The 21,828-nt window shown below is 68.0% G+C and carries 18 protein-coding genes; 15 read left to right on the forward strand and 3 right to left on the reverse strand.

The genetic code is table 11. The annotated features are described in order from the left end of the window. Nucleotides 1-21 precede the first annotated feature (21 nt). Nucleotides 22-816, reverse strand: coding sequence for a hypothetical protein (locus tag ACFOOQ_RS10700; RefSeq protein WP_379725831.1), 795 nt, complete (start codon nt 814-816; stop codon nt 22-24). 86 nt (nt 817-902) lie between these two features. On the opposite strand from ACFOOQ_RS10700, the gene ACFOOQ_RS10705 reads away from it, so the two are divergent. Next, nucleotides 903-1,400 carry a GNAT family N-acetyltransferase gene (locus ACFOOQ_RS10705; protein WP_379725834.1) on the forward strand — a complete coding sequence of 166 codons (498 nt, stop codon included), beginning with the start codon at nt 903-905 and terminating at the stop codon, nt 1,398-1,400. Between the two features lie 159 nt (nt 1,401-1,559). Further along, entirely contained in the window at nt 1,560-2,297 is a 738-nt protein-coding gene (locus tag ACFOOQ_RS10710) for a GntR family transcriptional regulator (RefSeq protein ID WP_379725837.1), read from the forward strand. A gap of 13 nt (nt 2,298-2,310) precedes the next feature. Here the strand turns inward: ACFOOQ_RS10710 and ACFOOQ_RS10715 are convergent, their stop codons facing one another. Both ACFOOQ_RS10715 and ACFOOQ_RS10720 read right to left on the reverse strand, forming a co-directional pair. Further along, a complete protein-coding gene (locus ACFOOQ_RS10715) occupies nt 2,311-3,555 on the reverse strand; it encodes an MFS transporter (RefSeq protein WP_379725840.1) in 1,245 nt (414 codons plus the stop codon). Nucleotides 3,556-3,643: 88 nt separating this feature from the next. Continuing rightward, nucleotides 3,644-4,057 (reverse strand): nuclear transport factor 2 family protein, encoded by a 414-nt coding sequence (locus tag ACFOOQ_RS10720; protein WP_379725843.1) that lies wholly within the window; start codon nt 4,055-4,057, stop codon nt 3,644-3,646. A 123-nt stretch (nt 4,058-4,180) separates the two neighbouring features. Here ACFOOQ_RS10720 and ACFOOQ_RS10725 point away from each other — a divergent pair, with 123 nt between their 5' ends. The 13 genes from ACFOOQ_RS10725 (at nt 4,181) to ACFOOQ_RS10785 (ending at nt 21,826) form a co-directional block, all read left to right on the forward strand. Then, complete coding sequence (locus ACFOOQ_RS10725; RefSeq protein WP_379725846.1) at nt 4,181-5,407, forward strand: amidohydrolase family protein; 1,227 nt, start codon at nt 4,181-4,183, stop codon at nt 5,405-5,407. Nucleotides 5,408-5,648: 241 nt separating this feature from the next. Further along, nucleotides 5,649-6,755, forward strand: coding sequence for a TRAP transporter substrate-binding protein (locus tag ACFOOQ_RS10730; RefSeq protein WP_379725849.1), 1,107 nt, complete (start codon nt 5,649-5,651; stop codon nt 6,753-6,755). Nucleotides 6,756-6,787: 32 nt separating this feature from the next. Then, nucleotides 6,788-7,342, forward strand: coding sequence for a TRAP transporter small permease subunit (locus ACFOOQ_RS10735; protein ID WP_379725852.1), 555 nt, complete (start codon nt 6,788-6,790; stop codon nt 7,340-7,342). Further along, nucleotides 7,329-8,654, forward strand: a complete 1,326-nt coding sequence (locus tag ACFOOQ_RS10740; protein WP_379725854.1) for a TRAP transporter large permease — start codon at nt 7,329-7,331, stop codon at nt 8,652-8,654. The genes ACFOOQ_RS10735 and ACFOOQ_RS10740 overlap by 14 nt, the downstream gene beginning before the upstream one ends. Nucleotides 8,655-8,694: 40 nt before the next feature. Beyond that, entirely contained in the window at nt 8,695-9,519 is an 825-nt protein-coding gene (locus ACFOOQ_RS10745) for a sulfite exporter TauE/SafE family protein (protein WP_379725857.1), read from the forward strand. Between the two features lie 9 nt (nt 9,520-9,528). Beyond that, on the forward strand, nt 9,529-11,133 hold the full coding sequence (locus ACFOOQ_RS10750; RefSeq protein ID WP_379725860.1) for a gamma-glutamyltransferase family protein: 1,605 nt from the start codon (nt 9,529-9,531) through the stop codon (nt 11,131-11,133). 146 nt (nt 11,134-11,279) lie between these two features. Then, on the forward strand, nt 11,280-14,630 hold the full coding sequence (locus ACFOOQ_RS10755) for a transglutaminase family protein (protein WP_379725863.1): 3,351 nt from the start codon (nt 11,280-11,282) through the stop codon (nt 14,628-14,630). A gap of 27 nt (nt 14,631-14,657) precedes the next feature. After that, the gene (locus tag ACFOOQ_RS10760) at nt 14,658-17,237 is read left to right on the forward strand and encodes a circularly permuted type 2 ATP-grasp protein (protein ID WP_379725866.1); all 2,580 of its coding nucleotides are present in this window, start codon (nt 14,658-14,660) and stop codon (nt 17,235-17,237) included. A gap of 3 nt (nt 17,238-17,240) precedes the next feature. Further along, the gene (locus tag ACFOOQ_RS10765; protein WP_379725869.1) at nt 17,241-18,161 is read left to right on the forward strand and encodes a transglutaminase family protein; all 921 of its coding nucleotides are present in this window, start codon (nt 17,241-17,243) and stop codon (nt 18,159-18,161) included. 350 nt (nt 18,162-18,511) lie between these two features. Then, nucleotides 18,512-19,126 (forward strand): glutathione S-transferase, encoded by a 615-nt coding sequence (locus ACFOOQ_RS10770; RefSeq protein WP_379725872.1) that lies wholly within the window; start codon nt 18,512-18,514, stop codon nt 19,124-19,126. A gap of 7 nt (nt 19,127-19,133) precedes the next feature. Then, nucleotides 19,134-19,673, forward strand: a complete 540-nt coding sequence (locus ACFOOQ_RS10775) for a PAS domain-containing protein (RefSeq protein ID WP_379725875.1) — start codon at nt 19,134-19,136, stop codon at nt 19,671-19,673. 82 nt (nt 19,674-19,755) lie between these two features. Beyond that, nucleotides 19,756-20,430, forward strand: a complete 675-nt coding sequence (locus ACFOOQ_RS10780; protein ID WP_379725878.1) for a response regulator — start codon at nt 19,756-19,758, stop codon at nt 20,428-20,430. Further along, a complete protein-coding gene (locus tag ACFOOQ_RS10785; RefSeq protein ID WP_379725881.1) occupies nt 20,417-21,826 on the forward strand; it encodes a sensor histidine kinase in 1,410 nt (469 codons plus the stop codon). Before ACFOOQ_RS10780 ends, ACFOOQ_RS10785 begins: the two co-directional genes overlap by 14 nt. The last annotated feature ends 2 nt before the right edge of the window (nt 21,827-21,828 follow it).

Raw genomic sequence — 21,828 nt, forward strand, 5'->3', positions numbered from 1 at the left:
CCACGGGTGATTATTCGCCGGTTACTGCGCGCCGCGGATGGCGCAGCCCTTGTAGGTCTGGCCGCGGAACACCGCCTCGGCGCGATAGTCGTAAGTCTGCGCCGCCACCGGATCGCGGCACGGCGTATGGGTGATGGTCAGCTCCAGCCGGTTCTGGCCGCTGCCCTGCGCGTCGAGGGTCCAGGTCAGTGTTTCGCCGGCGGGGTCGCCGGCCCGTGCCGCATAATGCAACGGCACTTCGCCGGCCCGGTCGAACAGGATGCCGTCGCGGGCCACTGTCACCGCCCAATAGGGCTGGTCGCCAAAGGCGCGCCATTGCTGGCGCGGCAGCGAGGCCTCGCTGCAGTCCTCCTGCAGGTAGGTCAGCCAGCCGAGCAGCCGGCCGCGGCCGGTCAGCACCGGCTCGTTGCGGGCACAGCGCAGGAAGGGTTCGGGCATCCCGGCCGGCGTGTAGCGCGGCCCGCGCAGCGCCTGGTCATCCAGCGGCGTCGCCGGCACCAGTTGCGGTTTCTGCTGGGCGGCGACGTCGATGTTGCAGGACTTACGGCCGCCGTCATGGCCCATGACATAGACCAGCATCATGCCGTGATTCTGTGGCACCACGCTGAGCGCATAGGCCGGCTGCGCCGGATCGGCGGCAAGACAGGCGGACAGGCCGCGATAGAGGTCGGGCAGGTGCCGGCTCCAGTCGTCGGCGGTTTCGCTGCGCCGGGTCAGCCGGATGTCGTCGGGCGGTGGCACCAGGGTGGCACAGCCAGCCAGGACGGCAGCGAGGATGGCGGCAAGGGCGGGAATGGCGAGAGCTGCATGTTTCATGCAGCGATCCAGCCAAACAAATGCGGCAGGAAATCGGCAGATTGCCGGCACATGGCGGCCTCTCCTATGGTTTGACGATGATTGCAATGGAAAACATAGGCCTGCGGCCCTATGCGCCCAGCGACGCGGCGGCCGTGCGCGATCTGCACACGGCCGCCTTCCGCGCGCTCGCCGCCGGTCACCACAGTGTGGCACAGATCGCCGCCCATGAGGCGCTGATCTTGGCCCCCGATTATGCCGAAGATCTTGCCCGCAGCCATGTGCTGCTGGCGCTGCATGACACGTTCGGGCTGGCGGCCACCGCCGGCTGGCTGGCGATGCCCGGCCGGCCGGATACGGCGCGCATCCGCAAGGTCTTCGTGCATCCCGCCCTGGCGCGGCGCGGGCTGGCCAGCACCATGGTGCGGGCGGCCGAAGCGGCGGCCCGGGCGGCGGGACGGCCGCATCTGTTCGTGCGGGCCAACCTCAATGCCGTGCCGCTGTATGAAAAGCTCGGCTACCGGCCGCTGGAACCCGGCCTGATGCCGGCCGGTGGCGAAAACCTGCCCGTGCTGTACATGGAAAAGCGCGCTGTCGCCGGCTGAGCCCTTTTTTAATCAGTTGAATTTGCAACTATAGCGGACTTCTTCGTGGCAGAATCGGCCATCGATCCGGTATCCTCGTTCCGTCATTCGGCCAGAAAAGCAAAACAGCCGGGGCATGCAGGGAATTGCCGGGGGAGTTTTGGGATGTCCTCAGACGCCATGTCAGCCGAAGCCCTGCAGGGCTTGCAGCATACCGAACAGCGGTTATCGCGTGCGCGCGGCACCGCCCGGTCACGCCGCCGGGTGCCGCAGACCCAGCGGGCCTATGACGAGCTGAAACACCTGATTCTGGAAAACCGCATGCCGGCCGGCACCCAGGCGCTGGAACAGGAGGTGGCGCGGCAGCTCAACATGAGCCGCACGCCGGTGCGCGAGGCGCTGATCCGCCTGGCCCAGGAAGGCATGGTCGAGGTGCGGCCGCGCCATGGCATGCGGGTGCTGCCGGTCTCGGTGGCCGACATGCGCGAGATTTATGAAATTCTCGCCGGCCTCGAAGCCGCCGCCGCCGGTGCGGCGGCGCGCCATGGCGTCAGCAGCCAGCAATTGGCTGCGCTGGAGCAGGCGGTCGCGGACATGGAAGACGCCGAGCGGTGCGACGACCGTGCCGCCTGGGCGGCCGGCGATGCCACCTTTCACCGCCTGCTGGTCGAGGCCTCGGGCAACCGGCGGCTGGTGGCGATGGTGGAGGCGGTGCGCGACCAGTCGCATCGCGTGCGCATGCTGACCCTGCAACTGCGGCCGCGGCCGGTGAATTCCAACCGCGATCATGCCGAGGTGCTGCAGGCGATCCGCGACCGCGACGAGGAAACCGCCTACCGGGTGCATCGCCGCCACCGCGTCGAGGCCGGCCGGATGCTGATCGCCCTGCTGGAACAGCACGGCCTAGATCATCTCTGACGTCTGGTGCCGCTCAGGCGGCAGCAGGCAGCGCATCCGGCAGGGCGGCCAGCCGCAGCAGCGGCGACAGCAGGATCACCAGCGCCTGCAGGGCGAAGATCACGGCCGCAATAATCAGACAGGCCTCCATGCCCCAGAGCGCGCCCACGGCGGCACCGATCGCGGCGCCCACCGGCCGGCCGCCCTGCGCCATCAGGAACAGCGCCGAGACCCGGCCCAGCATGTCCTGCGGCGCCACCGTCTGACGCAGCGTTGTCGTGCTGATCACCCACAGGATCGGCCCGGCGCCGATCAGGAAAAAGCCGAGGCCGGCAAGGACGGGCGACGGCAGCCAGATGGTGGCCATCATCATCAGCGCCGCGACGAAGCCGGCAACGGGACCAATGCTGACGACGATGCCGAACGGCAGCTGGCGCAGCACATGCTGCGACAGCAGGGCGCCGGCGACCATGCCGAGGCCGTAGAAGGCCAGCACACTGCCGGTGCCCGCGGCGGACAGGCCGAGCCGGTGCACTGCCCAGGGCACGAAGACGGCCTGCAACACGAAGAGGCCGATGTTGAAGATCACCTGGGTCAGCAGTACCGGCCGCAGCAGGCGGTGACGGAACGTGAAGCCGGCGCCCTCGCGCAGGTCATGCAGCGGATGGCGCGGCGGCCGCACCGGCCGTGGCGGCTCGGCCAGGCCGGCCAGCAGCAGGGCAGCGCCGGCCGACAGCAGGGCGGCAACGGTGAAGGCGGGCAACGCGCCGGTCCAGCCGACCAGTGCGCCGGCCACCGCCGGCCCGGCCGCGAAGGCGACGGTGCGGGCCAGTTCGATGCGGCCATTGGCGAGCGAAAGCTGCGCACGCGGCACCAGGGCGGGGATCAGCGAGGGGGCGGCGACGCTGTAGGCGACCGTGCCCGCCGCACCGATGAAGCCGAGCATCGCCAGCAGTGGCAGGCTGAGGACATGGCCGGCGACGCAGAGCACGACGGCAGCCAGCGAAGCGGCGCGCAGGGTCTCGGCCAGCACCATCAGGGCGCGGCGCGAGCGGCGGTCGGCCAGCAGGCCGGCGGGAATTGCCAGCAGCAGGAAGGGCAGGGTCTGGGCGGTCTGCAGCAGGCCGGTCTCCGCCGCACCGGCGCCGAGCGCCAGCACCGCCACGATGGGCGCGGCGGCCAAGCCGACCTGTTCGGCCGACTGGGCCGCGAGGTTGGACCAGGCGAGACGGCGGAAGGTGGCCGGCAGGGCGGCAGTGGTGGCAGGCAGGGAGGACATGATGGCAGACCCGGCTGGTGAATGATCCAGCCGAGGATGGGGCGGGGTGCCGCCGGGCTCTATCCGCTTCTTGCCGAGCGATCTGGTTTCAGAGGTTCAGTCCGTTGCGGGTCAGCAGCCGTTCGGCGCTGTCGTTCCACACGTCCATCCGCACGATCCTGCCGCCGCGGACCACGAAGCGGTCGACATAGCGGTTGCCCTCGAAGGGCGTGCCGTCGGGCCATTCGCCATATAGCGTGCCGAGGCTGTAGACGATGGTCTCGTCCGTGCCGGGCACCACGTCGAAGCGCTCCATCTTCTTCTTCACCCATTTGTAGCGCCCGGCGTTGAAGGCCGCCGTCTCGCGCGGATGGCTGTATTTGCGGCCGCCGGTAAACGTGATCGCCAGCTCCGGCGCGATATAGCGCTGCGCGGTTTCCGGATCGGGCACCATGCTGGCCTCGAGGAAGGCGCGCACCGTCTCGGCATCGGCGCCGGCATCGATCAGGGTCGTCTGGGCCATGGGAAGCTCCGCAGGATTGTACCCGAAAACTGAATACAATCTTGCAGGCGGCCGGTGCAAGCGGCATAACGGCTGGCGGATCGTGCCAAACAGGGACGGCAGCCAGGCAGGGACAGGCAGCAGATGGCCTTCGACCTCATCCTCCGCAATGCCCGGATCGCCGGCGAGGAAGACCGCGTGGTCGATATCGGCATCAGCGGCGGCCGCTTTGCCGCGATCGAGGCGGGACTCGGCAGTGAGGGGCCAGAGCAGGATCTCGGTGGCCGCCTCGTGGTGCCCGGTTTCGTCGAGACCCATATCCATCTCGACAAATCCTGCATCCTCGACCGCTGCGCCAGCGACGGCACGCTGGCCGAGGCCATCGCCGGCGTCGCCGCCGCCAAGACAGCCTTCACCGAAGCGGATGTCTATGCCCGCGCCAGCCGCACGCTGGAACGCGCCATCATGCAGGGCACCACGCATATCCGCACCCATGTCGAGGTCGATCCGCGTGTCGACCTGCGCAGCTTTGCGGCGATCCGGAAACTCAAGACCGATTATGCCTGGGCGGTCGATCTCGAAATCTGCGTCTTCCCGCAGGAAGGCCTGCTGAACGATCCCGGCACCGAGGATCTGCTGGTCGCCGCGCTGGAGCAGGGCGCTGACCTGATCGGCGGCTGTCCCTATACCGACAGCGACCCGCATGGCCAGATCGACCGCATCTTCGCCATCGCCCGGCAGTATGACGTCGATATCGACTTCCACCTCGATTTCGACATCGACCCTTCGCGCATGGATCTCGACGAGGTCTGCCGCCAGACCGAGCGGCACAGGATGGGCGGTCGCGTCGCCATCGGCCATGTCACCAAGCTGTCGGCCCTGCCGCCAGCACGGCTGGCCGAGGTCGCGCGCCGGCTGGCCGATGCCGGCGTTGCCGTCACCGTGCTGCCGGCCACCGACCTGTTCCTGATGGGCCGCGGCCATGACCACAACATCCCGCGCGGTGTCAGCCCTGCCCATACCCTGCTGCAGCACGGCGTGACCTGCTCGCTGTCGACCAACAACGTGCTGAACCCCTTCACGCCGTTCGGCGATGCCTCGCTGGTCCGCATGGCCAACCTCTATGCCAATATCGCCCAGGTCGGCAGCCGCTCAGGGATGGCGGACTGCCTCGACATGGTGACCCGGCGCTCGGCCCGGCTGCTCAACAAGGCGGATTACGACATCCGGCCGGGCCTGCCGGCCGATCTGGTGGTGCTCGACTGCCAGGACCGGGCCCAGGCGGTGGCCGAGCTGGCGCAGCCCCTGTTCGGGCTCAAGCGCGGCCGGCGCAGCTTCACCCGCCCATTGCCTGAGCTGCATCGTCCGTAGCCACAACAATCCGGTTTCCGACCGGGAACCGACGCGCATCAAACAGGCAGTTGCCCTTTTGCTGCGCGCTACGTATGCGGCGATCCGCACGGCAATCCGCCAAAAATTCTCGTGAATCGGCTGTCGCCGGCGATATTTGCTGCCGCAACGGCATGGCATATCGATTGCATACATTATGCAACGTACCGGGTGCCTCCCCGGACCAACCGGGCCCAGACCCCTAGCCAACGGAGCAGACAGCATGAAACGCCGCACATTCGTGAAGGCCGGGCTTATCGGCGGTGCCGCCGCCGCGACCACCTTCGCCAAGCCGAACATTGCCGCCGCCCAGAGCAAGACCTTCCAGTGGAAGATGACCAACGCTTATGGCCCCGGTTCGCCCTTCTACGTCACCGGTCCGGGCAGCCCGACCTATTTCTGCGAGCTGGTGAAAAACATGTCGGGCGGCCGGCTGCAGATCCAGCATTTCGCCGCCGGCGAGCTGATCCCGGCGCTTGAGGGCTTCGATGCGGTGTCCAAGGGCACCGTCGAGATGAACTCGGCCAACAGCTACTTCTGGGCCGGCAAGGTCTTCGCCGCGCAGTATTTCACCGTGGTGCCCTTCGGCCTGAATTTCCAGGGCCATACCGCGTGGATCTATCACGGCGGCGGCCAGCAGCTGTGGGAAGAGCTGTACAAGCCGTTCGACCTGGTGCCGATGGCGATCGGCAACACCGGCGTGCAGATGACCGGCTGGTACCGCAAGCCGATCACCTCGGTCGACGATTACAAGGGCCTGAAGATGCGCATCCCGGGCCTGGCCGGCAAGGTCTATGCCCAGCTCGGCGTCGACGTGAAGCTGCTGCCCGGCGGCGAAATCTTCCCGGCGCTGGAACGCGGCGTCATCGATGCGGCGGAATTCGTCGGTCCCTACCAGGACCGCCGGCTCGGCCTGCAGAAGGCGGCGAAATACTACTACACCACCGGCTGGCACGAGCCGTCGAACGTCACCGAACTGATCATCAATGCCAAGGCCTGGGCGTCGCTGCCGCCCGACCTGCAGGCCATCGTCCGCGCCGCGGCCGCCGCCTGTAACGTGATCAGCCATACCTGGTGCGAGGCGACCAACGCCGAGGCGCTGGACGACCTGGTAAAGAACCAGGGCGTCACCGCCCAGCCGCTGCCGCCGCAGATCGTCGCCAAGCTGCGCGACGTCACCAAGCAGGTGCTGGAGGAAAACGCCGCCAAGGATGCCTCGGTGAAGCGGGTCCATGAGAGCTTCATGAAGTTCAAGGCCAACCACGACAAATGGGCCGGCGTCTCGGAAGCGGTCTACCAGAGCCAGATCCGCGGCGCGATTTCCGCGTGATCATGGCTGTCGCTTAAACCGGAGTAACTGTCATGGAACGCGTAGCGCGGATTCTCGACACCATCGTCGAACATTGCGGGCGCATCACCGCCTGGGCCTCGCTGGCCATCGTGCTGGTGATGGCATACAACGTTTTTCTGCGCTACGCGTTCAGTACCGGCTCGGTGGCCATGCAGGAACTGGAATGGCACCTCATGGCGCCGATCGCCATCCTGTCCATGGCCTATGCGATCCGCCATGACGGCCATGTCCGGGTCGACGTCATCTACAACCGGTTTCCGCCGCGCATGCAGCATGCGATCGAGGTCATCTCGTTCCTGATGGTCGCGGCGGTCTCTGCCCTTATCGTCTATCTGTCGATCCCTTATGTGATGCAGTCCTACAATATCGGTGAGGGCTCGCCAGATCCGGGCGGCCTGCCGGCCCGCTGGATTCTCAAGGCCTGCATCCCGGCCGGCTTTGCCCTGCTGGTGCTGCAGAGCCTGTCGGCCGCGATCCGCGTCATCCTGACCGGCCATCCGCAGCCCGCCGCCGAAGAAGCCGTTGATCCCGTCTCTCACGCCACGTCCCGTCATGCTGCTGAATGAAATTCTCGCCGTCTCCTGTATCGTTTCCTTCTTTGTCCTGCTTGCCTTCGGTGTCCCGGTTGCCCTGACCCTGGCGGTCAGCGGTTTCTTCTTCGGGTATCTCGGCTTCGGTGCATTGCTGTTCAACCTGCTGCCGGCGCGTATCTTCGGGGTGATCTCGAACTACACCCTGCTGGCTATCCCGCTGTTCGTCTTCATGGGGGTGATGCTGGAGAAATCCCGCATTGCCGACGAACTGATGGACGTGATCGGCCATCTGGCCGGCGCGTTGCGCGGCGGCATGGGCATCGGCATCGTGCTGGTCGGCGTGCTGATGGGCGCCACCACCGGCGTGGTTGGCGCCACCATCGTCACGCTCGGCCTCTTGACCCTGCCGGCGCTGCTGCGGCGCGGCTATGATCCGCGTATCGCCTGCGGTGCCATCTGCGCCTCGGGCTCGCTCGGCCAGCTGATCCCGCCCAGCCTGATCCTGATCCTGCTGTCGGACATCCTCGGCCTGTCGGTCGGCACGCTGTTCGCCGCCGCCGTCTTCCCCGGCCTGCTGCTCTCGGCGGTCTATGTGATCTATTTGCTCGGGCTCGGCTGGCTGCGGCCCGACCTGATGCCGCCGGTGCCGCAGGAAGAACGCGACGCCATGCCGCGGCGCGAACTGCTCGGCAAGGTGATGCAGGTCGGCCTGCCGCCGATCGGGCTGGTCGTCGCTGTGCTTGGCTCGATCATCGCCGGCATCGCCGCGCCGACCGAGGCCGCCTCGATGGGCGCGGTCGGCAGCATCCTGGTGGTGGTGATTGCCCGCCGCTTCACCTGGACCGTGCTGCGCGAGGCGGTCTATTCGACCACCCGGATCACCGCGACCATGTTCTTCGTGCTGATCTGCGCCCAGGTCTTCGCGCTGGCCTTTCGCGGCCTGCATGGCGAACAGCTGGTGCAGGATGCCTTCCGCCTGGTGCCGGGCGGCACCACCGGCGTCATCGTCTTCATGATGGTGCTGATCTTCATCCTCGGCTTCTTCATCGAATGGATCGAGATCAGCTACATCGTGGTGCCGCTGTTCCTGCCGATCCTGCAGGCCGACAACATCAACCTGACTTGGGTGGCGATCCTGATCGCCGTCAACCTGCAGAGCTCGTTCCTGACCCCGCCGTTCGGCTGGGCACTGTTTTACCTGCGCGGCGTGGCGCCGCCGCAGGTCGCCACGCTTGACATCTACCGGGGTGTCGTCCCATTCATCGGTCTGCAACTCGTTGCCCTGGTTCTGGTGTTCTTCTATCCGCCGTTTGCCACCTGGTTGCCCCAGGCGATCGGCTGGTAGCGGCGGCCGGCGCGGGGCCGGAACAAAAAAGGCCGTCTCGATGGATCTCCCGCTGTCCGACCTGCTCATCTTCGGTGCCCTGCTGCTGGCGGCCGGCGCGGTGGCCGGCATCACCGCCGGCCTGCTCGGCGTCGGTGGCGGCATCGTCATCGTGCCGGTGCTGTGGCACCTGTTCACCACCATCGGTATCGACGAGGCGGTGCGCATGAAGGTGGCGGTCGGCACCTCGCTCGCCACCATCATCGTCACCTCGGTGTCCTCGGTGCGTGCTCATCACCGACGCGGCGCAGTGGATTTCGCCCTGCTGAAATCCTGGGGACCGTGGATCTTCATCGGCGTGCTGATCGGCACGGCAGTCGCCAGCGTGGTGCGCGGCCCGGTGCTGACCGGCGTCTTCGCCACCGTGGCGCTGGTGGTTTCGCTGCATATGGGTTTCGGCAGGCAGGAATGGCGGATTTCCCATGAGCTGCCGAAAGGTCCGGTCAAGGGCCTGCTGGCCGCCGCCATCGGCGGCATCTCGGCGATGATGGGCATCGGCGGCGGCACGCTCAGTGTGCCGACGCTCACCCTGTTCGGCTATCCGGTGCATCGCGCCGTCGGCACCGCGGCTGCCATCGGTTTCATCATCGGCATTCCCGGCGCGGCCGGCTTCATTATCAGCGGCTGGGACGTGCCGAACCGGCCGCCGGCCTCGCTCGGCTATATCAACCTGCTGGGCTTCATCCTGATCGTGCCGACCTCGACGCTGCTGGCGCCCTATGGTGCCAGGCTGGCGCATGGCCTGAACACCAAGAACCTGAAGCGCGTTTTCGCCGTGTTCCTCGGCTTCACGGCGCTGCGCATGTTCTACGGACTGCTTTTCTAGGATCGCGTGATGCTGAATACCCCGCGCAGCCGCCGTAGCATGGTCACTGCCCCCCACCATCTGGCTTCGGAGGCGGGCCTGCGCGTGCTGCGCGAGGGCGGCAATGCCGTCGAGGCGACGGTGGCGATGGCGGCGGCGCTGACCGTGGTCTATCCGCATATGACCGGCATCGGCGGCGACGGTTTCTGGCTGATCGCGGCACCGGGAAAAGAGCCGGTTGCCATCGAGGCCTGCGGCCGCGCGGCCGCTGCCGCCACCATCGATCTCTATCGCGGCAAGGGTTTCGACGCGATCCCGTGGCGCGGGCCGCTGGCCGCCAATACCGTGGCGGCGACGGTCAGCGGCTGGGGCGAGGCGCTGAAACTGAGCAATGAGCTCGGCGGCCGGCTACCGCTGTCGCGGCTGGTCGAGGAGGCCGTCTGGCATGGCGAGACCGGCTTTGCTGTCACTGCCAGCCAGCAGGAGCTGACTACCGAAAAACTGCCGGGCCTGAAAGATGCACCGGGCTTTGCAGCGGCCTTCCTGCCCGGCGGCCAGCCGCCGCGCGAGGGCAGCATCCTCAAGCTGCCGGCACTGGCGGCGACGCTAAAGGCCATCGGCACGGAGGGGGCGGAAGGCTTCTATCGTGGCGCGCTGGCGCAAAAGATCGCGGCCGACCTGGCGACCATCGGCAGCCCGGTGGCGGCCGGTGACCTCGCCCGCCATCAGGCACGCCGTGTTGCGCCTTTGTCGGTGGGCCTGCGTAATGCCGGGGCCGGCGGTGCCACGCTGTATAACTTCCCGCCGCCGACGCAAGGTCTGTCGTCGCTGATGATCCTCGCCATCTTCGACCGGCTGGGCGTGACGGAAGCTGAAGACTTCGATTACCTGCATGGCCTGGTGGAAGCCACCAAGCAGGCCTTCCTGGTGCGCGACCGTATCGTCGGCGATCCCGACAGCATGCCGGAGCGGGCGGAAGACTGGCTGCAGGCCGACCGCCTCGATCAACTGGCGGCGAACATCGACCGGCGCAAGGCGCTGCCCTGGCCGCAGCCGGCCGAAGCCGGCGACACCACCTGGATGGGTGCCATCGACGGCAGCGGCCTGATGGTCAGCTTCATCCAGTCGATCTATTTCGAATTCGGTTCGGGCTGCGTGCTGCCGGAAACCGGCATCAACTGGCAGAACCGCGGCGCCAGCTTCCTGTTGCAAGAAGATGGTCCGCGCGCGCTGGCGCCCGGCCGCATGCCGTTCCATACGCTCAATCCGGCCATGGCCCGCTTCGCCGATGGTCGCGCCATGGTCTATGGCACCATGGGCGGCGAGGGCCAGCCGCAGACCCAGTCGGCGGTGTTCAGCCGCTATGCGATGTTCGGCCAGAAACTGCAGGCTGCCGCCACGGCACCGCGCTGGCTGCTCGGCAAGACCTGGGGCGAGGGCAGCGTCACGCTCAAGCTGGAAAGCCGGTTCGACCCGGCGCTGGTCGCCGCCCTGCAAGCGGCCGGTCACACTGTGGAAATGCTGCCGGATTTCACCAGCACCATGGGCCATGCCGGGGCGATTGTGCGGCATACGGACGGAGTGCTGGAGGGCGCCACCGATCCGCGCAGCGACGGGGCCGCCGCCGGCTTCTGACCCATCTGCCTAAAAATGCGACCGCTTCTGACCCGGGCTTGGGCGGAAGCCGGGCCCGGAAGCAGTTTAAGGCTGGACAAGACGGCGGCATACCGATTGCATTGTCATCAGTGTAGTCAGTGTCGTCAGTCCGAGAGCCCCGCAGGATGAGCATCCAGGTCGCGCTGCATCACCGTACCAGCTACAGCTACGATCGCCTGATCAGCCTCGGTCCACAGACCGTCCGGTTGCGTCCGGCACCGCACAGCCGGACCCCGGTGCTCAGCTATTCGCTGCGCATCGAGCCGAAGGACCATTTCATCAACTGGCAGCAGGACCCGCAGGGCAATTACCTCGCCCGGCTGGTCTTCCCGGAAAAGACCGACAAATTCGAGGTGGTGGTCGACCTGGTCGCCGACATGGCGGTGATCAACCCCTTCGATTTTTTCCTCGAACCCGATGCCGAGCATTTCCCCTTCGACTACGACCCCGGGTTGGAGCAGGAACTGGCGCCGTTCCAGCGGGTCGATCCGCCCGGCCGGCTGCTCAGCGCCTGGCTGGCTGAAGTACCGCGCGACCGCAAGCGGACCATCGACTTCCTGGTCGGCCTCAACCAGCGGCTGGCCAGCGAGATCAAGTATCTCATCCGCATGGAGCCCGGCGTGCAGACCGCCGAACAGACCCTGCAGAATAAGAGCGGCTCCTGCCGCGACACGTCGTGGCTGCTGGTGCAGGCGCTGCGTCATCTCGGCTTCGCCACCCGTTTCGTGTCGGGGTATCTGATCCAGCTGGTCGCCGACGTGAAGCCGCTGGACGGGCCCGAGGGCCCGAAGATGGATTTCACCGACCTGCATGCCTGGGTCGAGGTCTATCTGCCCGGCGCCGGCTGGATCGGCTTCGATCCGACCTCCGGCCTGATGGCGGGCGAGGGGCATATCCCACTGGCCGCGACGCCGGAGCCGCAATCGGCGGCGCCGATCAGCGGCGCGCTGGAAAAGGCCGAGACCGAATTCGACTATGCCATGACGGTGACCCGCTTCCGCGAGACGCCGCGGGTGACCAGGCCGATCTCCGACGAGAACTGGCAGAAGATGCTCAGCTTGGGCGATGCCGTCGATGCGCGGCTCACCGCCAGCGACATGCGGCTGACCATGGGCGGCGAGCCGACCTTTGTCTCGGTCGACGACATGGAGGGCGCCGAATGGAACACGGCCGCCCTCGGGCCGACCAAACGGCTGCTGGCCGGCAAGCTGCTGCGCCGGCTGGCCGACCGTTTTGCGCCTTCGCCGCTGCTGCATTACGGCCAGGGCAAATGGTATCCCGGCGAACAGCTGCCGCGCTGGGCGCTCTCCTGCCACTGGCGCCGCGACGGCGAGCCGGTCTGGCGCGACCGCGCCCTGCTGGCGGGTGATGAGGATGCCGGCGACGGCGCCACGCCGCAGGATGCCGATATCTTCGCCGCCGCGCTGGCCGAACGGCTGCAGGTCGATCCGGGTTATCGCATCCCGGGCTACGAGGATCTCTGGTATTACCTGTGGCGCGAACGGCGCCTGCCGGTGAATGTCGATCCCTTCCAGTCGCATCTGAAGGACCCCGAGGAACGCGCGCGACTCGCCCGCATCTTCGAGCAAGGCCTCGACAAGACGGCCGGCTATGCCCTGCCGCTGACCCGCGAGGATGCCGGCGGGGCCAAGCGCTGGCGTTCGGGCCCGTGGTTCTTCCGGCCGCAGACCATGTACCTGCTGCCCGGCGATTCACCGATGGGCCTGCGCCTGCCGCTCGATTCCCTGCCCTGGGTGGTGGAGAAGGACTACCCCTTCCAGTTTGTCGCCGACACCATGGCGGAGCGGCCGCCGCTGCCGCCCCATGCCGTGTTCCGCGAAGCCAACAAGCTGGTCACCGACCGCATGCAGGCCTGGGCACGCGGCCGGGATATGATCGGGCGGGGCCCGGCCGGCACGCCGGGCCGGCGCGAGCAGGTGCCGCTGCCGGCCAACCAGCAATCCGACTCATCTGTGGTGCGCACGGCCATGTGCATCGAGCCACGGGGCGGCCTGCTGCATGTCTTCATGCCGCCGCTGCAGCAGGCCGAGGATTATCTTGACCTGGTGACGGCCATCGAGGACACCGCGGCGATGCTGGGCCGCAAGGTGGTGATCGAAGGCTATCTGCCGCCGCGCGATCCGCGCCTGCTGAACTTCAGCGTCACGCCCGACCCCGGCGTGATCGAGGTGAACATCCATCCGTCCGCCGGCTGGCGTGAACTCGCCGAGCGCACCACAGTCCTCTATGAAGAGGCGCGCCAGACCCGGCTCGGCACCGAGAAGTTCATGCTCGACGGCCGCCATGTCGGCACCGGCGGCGGCAACCACGTCGTCATGGGCGCGGCCCAGCCGGCCGACAGCCCGTTCCTGCGCCGGCCCGACCTGATCCGCAGCCTGGTCGGCTACTGGCAGAACCACCCGTCGCTGTCCTACCTGTTCTCCGGCCTGTTCATTGGCGCGACCTCGCAGCATCCGCGCGTCGACGAGGGCCGCGACGATGCGCTGGTCAATCTCGAGATCGCCTTCGAGCAGGTGGCGAAGAATCAGGACCCGCAGCCCTGGCTGGTCGACCGCATCTTCCGCAACGTGCTGATCGACATCACGGGCAACACGCACCGCACCGAATTCTGCATCGACAAGCTCTATTCCCCCGATGGCCCGACCGGGCGGCTCGGCCTCGTCGAACTGCGCGCCTTCGAGATGCCGCCGGATGCCCGCATGAGCCTGGCCCAGCAACTGCTGCTGCGCGGCCTGCTCGCCGCCTTCTGGGACAAGCCCTATACTCGCCGGCCGGTGCGCTGGGGCACGCGCCTGCATGACGAATTCCTGCTGCCGCATTTCTGCCTGCAGGATTTCCATGACGTGCTTGACGACCTGAACGCGGCGGGCCTGCCCTTCGAGCGCGACTGGTTCGCCGCCCATGGCGAATTCCGTTTCCCGAAGATCGGCGAGTTTGCCGCCCGCGGCCTCGAGGTCGAACTGCGCCATGCGCTTGAGCCGTGGAACGTGCTGGGCGAGGAGGCCGCCGGTGGCGGTACCGTGCGCTATGTCGACAGCGCGGTGGAACGCCTGCAGGTCAAGGTGAAGGGGCTGGTCGACGGCCGCCACGTACTGTCCTGCAATGGTCGCGCCCTGCCGCTGCGCGCCACTGGGGCACCCGGCGAATATGTCGCCGGCCTGCGCTACAAGGCCTGGGCGCCGCCCAGCGCCCTGCATCCGACCATCGGGGTGCATACGCCGCTGACCATCGAGCTGTATGATCGCTGGAATGGCCGGTCCCTCGGAGGTTGCACCTATCACGTGGTGCATCCCGGAGGGCGCAGTTATGACACCTTCCCGGTCAACGGCAACGAGGCCGAGGCGCGGCGCCGGGCGCGGTTCTTCGCCATGGGCCATACGCCCGGGCCGATGCCGCCGCCGGCCCCGACGGCTTCGCGCGAACAGCCGCTTACCCTCGATCTGCGAACCGGATAAACTCGCGTCCCGATTCGGATGACGCCCATGAATTCGCCCCTGCAGGCCATGACTGCCCCGGCGACGGACCCAGCCGCCGCACGAGGCGCCGGCGCGTCCGCGGCGGAGGCCTATGATGAGATGGTCACCGGCCAGGGCCTGATCCGGCCGCACTGGCAGGGTCTGCTGGCCAGCCTGAGTACGCTCGGCTCGTCGGGGCTGGCCGAACGCGCCCAGCGCGCCCGGCAGTATCTCGAGGACGAGGGCGTCACCTATAATCTCTATGAGCTGCCCGACGACGGCAGCGGCAGCGAGATCGCCCCGCCACTGCCTGAGCAGCGCCCCTGGCAGCTCGACCCGGTTCCCGTGCTGCTGTCGGCCGAGGAATGGACCCGCATCGAGGCCGGCCTGATCCAGCGCGCCAGGCTGCTCGACCGGGTGCTGCGCGACCTCTACGGGCCGATGACACTGCTGGCTGAGCATCGCGTGCCGCCGGCGCTGGTTTTCGGACATCGGGAATTTCTGCGCCCGGCCTGCCGTACCGACGGCCAGGCACCCGGCCGCATGCTGCAGCATTACGCCGCCGAACTGGTGCGCGGCCCCGATGGTGTCTGGCGCGTCATCGCCGACCGCACCCAGGCACCGGCCGGTGCCGGCTATGCCCTGCAGAACCGCCGTGTGATGTCGCGCGTGATGGGCCAGGCGCTGCGTCAATGCCGGGTGCGGCCGCTGAACACTTATTTCGAATACTGGCAGGCCGACCTGGCTGCACGCGCGCCGACCCAGTCGGACAATCCGCGCGTCGTGCTGCTGACGCCGGGGCCGTACAACGAGGCCTATTTCGAGCATATCTATCTTGCCCGCGAACTCGGCGCGACCCTGGTCGAGGGTGCCGACATCGCCATGCGCGACGGCCGCGTCTACCTCAAGACGCTGGCCGGCCTCGAGCAGGTCGACGTGGTGCTGCGCCGGATGGACGGCGAATGGTGCGACCCGCTGGAACTGCGCGCCGATTCCGCGCTCGGTATCGCCGGCCTGATGCAGGCGGCCCGCGAGGGCCATGTAACGGTCTGCAACGCCCTTGGCAGCGGGCTGGTCAGCGCCCCGGGCCTGCAGGCCTTCCTGCCGAACCTGTGCGAACACCTGCTGGGCGAGACGCTGCAGCTGCCGTCGATCGCCACCTGGTGGAGCGGTCAGGCCTATGCGCTGACCGAGATCGAGCAGCGCTTCAACGACCTGGTGGTGCGCAGCGCCCGCGACCTCGGCAGCCCGCCGGTCATCGTCAGCAGCCTGCAGGACAACGAACGCGCCGACCTGCTGGCCCGCATCCGTGCGCGGCCGGCCGATTTCGTCGCCCAGGAACGCATCGTCCCCTCGGTGGCGCCGGGTCTCGGCAAGATAGGCCTCGAGCCGCAGCCGATCCTGCTGCGCGTACAGGTGGTCGCCGACGGCGAAGGCTACGTCGTGCTGCCGGGCGGGCTTGCCCGGGTGCCGGAAGACAACGACCCCTTCGGTGCCACGCTCCAGCGCGGCGGCATCAACAAGGATGTCTGGGTGGTGGCGCAGGAGCAGGGGCCGACGGTGATCCGCGGCCATGCGCCGCGCCAGCGGCTGGCGATCCGGCGCAGTTCCGGCACCTTGCAGAGCCGTGTCGCCGAAGACCTGTTCTGGCTCGGCCGCAGCGTCGAACGGCTCGATGACGGTGCCCGCCTGCTGCGCGCGGTGCTGTCGCGGCTGGTCGGCGAGGTCTCGACCGCGCGTGACCTGGTCGAGATGTCGGTGCTGGCGCGCGCGCTGGCGCGCTGCGGCATCATCGACCAGAAGGAGGCGGCGGCACCGCCGGACACGCTGTCATTTTCCAATGCGATCACCCGCGCCAGTACGCCGAACCAGATGATGGGCCAGACGCTCGACAGCATCGAACGGCTGGCGGCGGTATCGCGGCATCGCCTGTCGGCCGACATGTGGCGGATGTTCAATCATCTGATGGGTGAATTGCAGGACGCCCGGCCAGCGGCGGCCGGCGATGCCGATGCCATGCTGGAATTCTGCGACCAGATGATCCGCGCCACGGCGGCCATTGCCGGCATGCTGGGCGAACACATGACGCGCGGCTCGGGCTGGCGCTTTCTCGATACCGGCCGCCGGCTGGAGCGCGGCATCTTCATTGCCCGCACGGTCTCGGCGGCCACCACGGCGATGGGTAGCAATCCGGATTCGGCGTTCCGCATCGCGCTTGAGATCAACGATTCCAGCCTGACCTACCGCCGGCGCTATCGCGCCACCCTGCAGGCGGCGGCGGTGTTCGACCTGCTGCTGCTCGATGTCAGCAACCCCTATGCGCTGGCCTTTCAGCTGCGCAGCATGGCCCAGCATCTCGATGCCCTGCCCAATCCGGAAGCACCGCCGCGCGGCGCTGACTGCATCGCGCTGGCACAGCCCTTCACCGATCTGGTGGCGAAATTCGACCGCGATGAGATTCCGCCCGACGAGAATGCCCAGCTGGCGGTGCGCCTGCGCAGCAGCCTGGATGCCGCCTGCCAGGCGATGATGGATGTGTCGGATCAACTGACGCGCAGCTATTTCAGCCATGTGCAGATGGCGCGCGCCTTCGGCTTCGGACTCTGAGCGATGCGCTACCGGCTGCGGCACACCACCTCCTACACCTACTCCTGGGCGGTCGATATTTCGCATCACATGCTGCATCTGGCGTTGCCCGAACTGCCGCGCCAGCGGGTCAAGGCCTGCCTGGTCACCACCAATCCGCAGGCCGGACGGCTGGCGGCACAGATCGACCATTTCGGCAACCGCGTCGCCCATCTGACCATCGATGCCCCGCATACCCGCTTCGACGTCGAGCTGCGCGCCGAGGTCGAGGTCGATGCCTTTCAGGCGCCGGATGCCGCCAGTACGCCGCCCTGGGAGGGTATCCGCGACCGGCTGGCCGGCGACGGGTTTCCCGACTTCATTGCCGAGAGCGAGTTCGTGCAGGTCTCGCCACTGACCATGGCGACGCCGGAGATCGAAGCCTATGCGCTGGAAAGCTTCACCCCGGGCCGGCCGCTGCTGGCGGCGGCGCGCGAGCTGACCAGTCGCATCTTCCGCGACTTCCGCTATGACCCGGCCGCCACCGATGTCTCCACCCCGGTGGCGACCGTGATGGAGGCGCGGGCCGGCGTCTGCCAGGATTTCGCCCATGTCGAAATCGCCATGCTGCGCGGCCTCGGCCTCGCGGCCCGGTATGTCTCCGGCTATATCCGCACCGTGCGGCCGGGTGGCGAACCGCCCGCCAAAGAGGCGCCGGCCAAGCTGCCGGCGGAAGGCGGCGGCCTGCGCGGCGCCGATGCCAGCCATGCCTGGCTGTCGGTCTGGTGCGGGCCGGATTGCGGCTGGGTCGATCTCGATCCGACCAACGACCTGGTCTGCTCCGACGAGCATGTGACAGCCGCCTATGGCCGCGATTACGGCGATATCAGCCCGGTCCGCGGCGTGGTGCTGGGTGGCGGCCCGCACCGGGTCGGCGTCGCCGTCGAGCTGCTGCCGCTGGGCTAGGTCGCAGGGCCCCGTCTGCACGGGGGATAGGCAGCCGCCACGGCCGCCGCCCGCTTCTTGCGCAAGGCCGGGCGGTTTCCGGCTGGAAAACCTGCTTCCGGCCCTACTTATCTCTGGCACGGAATCTGCTTGGTAGGGATCAGCATTCCGGTGCCGAGGCGCATCGGGTTGCGAGACCCGGCTTTTTTCCGCCGGGTGGCGAGACGGACACTTACGCCGGCCGCGACGGCTTCCGCCGTTGCAGCCGGCGTTTTTTTGTCTGTGACAGGGCGGCATGGTGGCGCGGCCGGCTGGCGGGGCGGCGGGCAGCAAGCTAGGCTCCGACCCTACCAGAATCGAGGAAGCACCGGATGAAACTCTATTATTCCCCGTCATCGCCGTATGTCCGCAAGGTCAGCATCGTCGCCCTCGAGACCGGCCTCGACAGCCGGATCGAGCGGATTCCGGCCGCCACCACCCCGGTGGCGCCGAACGAGGCGGTGGCGAAGGCCAACCCGCTGGCCAAGGTGCCGACCCTGGTGACCGACGACGGCGAAATGCTGTTCGACAGCCGGGTGATCTGCGAATACCTCGACAGCCTGCACCAGGGGGCGAAACTCTTCCCCGCCGGTGCGGCGCGCTGGCGGGCCCTGCGCCTGCAGGCGCTCGGCGATGGCCTGCTCGATGCCGCCCTGCTGGTGCGCTACGAGGGCTTCCTGCGGCCGGAAGACAAGCGCTGGCAGGACTGGGCCGACGGCCAGATGCTCAAGGTGCGCGGCGCGCTCGCCGATATCGAGAAACTGGCGCCGGGTTTCGGCGACACCCTCGATATCGGTACGGTCAGCATCGCCTGCGCGCTCGGCTACCTCGATTTCCGCTACGACGACATGAACTGGCGCGGCAGCTACCCGCAGACCGCCGCCTGGGCGGCGCGGTTCTTCGCCCGGCCTTCGGTCAAGGCGACGGTTCCTGTCAATCCGACCTGATGCAGCCATGGATGCGGCGGATCGACCCTGGGCCGCCGACCGCCGCATCCTGCGGCTGCTGCGGTACTGGCGTGACGGGCGGCCGGGGCCGGGCCTGCTGCCGGGCCGCCAGGCCATCGATCCCGTCGCGCTGGGCCCCGACCTGTTGCCGCTGATGGCGCTGGTCGAGCCGATCGATGACGGCCGTCGCTTCCGTTTCCGCCTGGTCGGTACCGAACTGGCCCGCAATGCCGGGCTCGACCTCACCGGCCGCCATGTCGACGAGGTCAACCCGAACAAGGCCTATGCCGCCTATATCTCCGACCTCTACAGCCAGTGCGCGCTGATGCGCGGGCCGCTCTATTCCGAGACCCGCTACCGGGCGCCTGGCGGCCGCACCGGCCTGACCCGGCGCCTGGTCTGCCCGTTGGCCGCCGACGGGCGGCGGATCGACATGTTCATCGCCGTGCAGACCTTCGAGCTCGATGCCGAGACCGGCGCGGCGCCGACCTATACCTTCGCCGAGGATTTCCAGCCCGGCCCGACCCTGCCGGTGCTGTGCGACTGAAGCCGTCCGGATGGCTGCCGGACGCCGGCGGACGCGCTATCATGGCATCCGTTCCGTCGCCCCTCCGTCACCTTCCGCTGCCATGCGCATCCTTCTGGTCGAAGACAACCGCGATCTCGCCAACTGGCTCGCCAAACTGCTGCGCGCCGGCAATTTCGCCGTCGACTGCGTGCATGACGGCGTCGATGCCGACCATGTGCTGTCGGTCAACGATTACGCGCTGGTGATCCTCGACCTGTCGCTGCCCAAGCTCGGCGGGCTTGAGCTGCTGCGCCGCCTGCGCCAGCGTGGCAGCGCCGTGCCGGTGATCATCCTCACCGCCAACGACAGCCTCGACGGCCGCGTCATCGGATTGGATGCCGGCGCCGACGATTTTCTTGCCAAGCCCTTCGAGTTCGCCGAGCTGGAGGCGCGCATCCGGGTGCAGCTGCGTCGCTCGAACAACCGCGCGGTGGCGGTAATCCGCTGCGGCGATCTCGAGTTCGACAGCAAGACGCGACTGTTCCGGCTCGGTGGCAGCGACTTCGCCCTGCCGCCGCGCGAACACGCGGTACTCGAACACCTGCTGCTCAAGGCCGGCGAGACGGTCAGCAAGACGCAGATTCGTGAAAGCGTCTTCGATTTCGAGGCCGATGCCGACCCCAGCGCCATCGAGATCTACGTCCATCGCCTGCGCCGCAAGCTTGAAGGCAGCCAGGTTTCGATCCGCACGTTGCGCGGCCTCGGCTACATGCTGGACAGCCATGAAGATCGATAGTCTGCGCATCCAGCTGCTGTGCTGGCTGCTGTTGCCGCTGGCCGGCATCGCTGCGCTGAATATCTGGCTGACCTATCACTCGGCGGATCATGTCGCCGACACCATCACCGACCGCACCCTGATCGCCTCGGCCCGCTCGATCGCCGAGCAGACCGCCGTCACCCAGGGGGTGATCGACGTGCAGGTGCCGCCGGCGGCGCTCGAGATGTTCAACACCGGCGATGCCGACCATGTCTATTACCGGGTCGAGAGCCATCATGGCCGCCTGCTGGCCGGTTATCCCGACCTGCCGCTGCCGCCGCAGCTGCCCCCGACCATGCGCCCGGCCTATTACACCGGCGAATATCGCGACCTGCCGCTGCATCTGGTGGCGATCAGCCAGCCGGTGGTCGGCGCCGGCGCGGCCAGTCCGATCACCGTGGTGGTCGGCGTCACACTGAACAGCCATGACGTCATGCTGCGTGACCTGTGGACCGGGGCGGTCGGCCAGCAGCTTGCCCTGCTGCTTGGCGCCGCGCTCCTCGCCATGATCGGCCTCAACCGCGGGCTGGCGCCGCTGCTGCGCCTGCGCAAGGCGGTGCTGCGCCGGCGCAGCGACGAACTGGTCGCCTTCGATCCGCAGGCCGTGCAGCGCGAGCTGCGGCCGCTGACCGAGGCGCTCAACCAGTATATGAAGCGGGTCGAGCAGCAGATGGCGGCGCAGCGCCGCTTTGTCGGCAATGCCGCGCACCAGCTCAAGACGCCGCTGACCCTGCTCAGTACCCAGGCAACCTACGCGCTGCGCACCGCCGATGCCGCCGAGCGGCAGGAAACCCTGCAGGCGCTGCAGGCCAATACCCGGCAGACCTCGCGGTTGGCCAACCAGTTGCTGATCCTGGCCCGCGCCGAGCCGGGCAGCCGGCGGCCGCGCCATGAACTGATCGACCTTGCCGCCGCGGCCCGCCAGGTGCTGGAACAGCAGGCCGACCGGGCCGTGCAGCTCGGTCTCGACCTCAGCCTGACCGAGCCGGACGAGCCGGCACTGGTCACCGGCGACGGCATGATGATCCGCGAGATGGTGGTCAATCTGGTCGACAATGCGCTGCGCTACACGCCGGCCGGCGGCGCGGTGGCCGTTTCAGTCGGGCGGCGCGACCAGATCTGCGTGCTGCGGGTCGCCGACAGCGGGCCGGGGATTCCGCCGGCCGAGCGCGAGCGGGTCTTCGAGCGGTTCTACCGCGTCGCCGACAATGCCGGCGAGGGCAGTGGGCTCGGGCTGGCGATTGTCAGGGAAATCTGCCTGGCGGCAGGCGGTGCGGTGCGATTGCTCGATCCGCCGGAGGGCCGCGGCACTCTCGTGGAAGTGACCCTGCCGGCCACCGCCGCGGCTGCGGACGGGCGGACCGGCAGGGGCTGAGG

Origin of the sequence: Ferrovibrio xuzhouensis (genome assembly GCF_042648965.1) — a bacterium.
GTDB lineage: Bacteria > Pseudomonadota > Alphaproteobacteria > Ferrovibrionales > Ferrovibrionaceae > Ferrovibrio > Ferrovibrio xuzhouensis.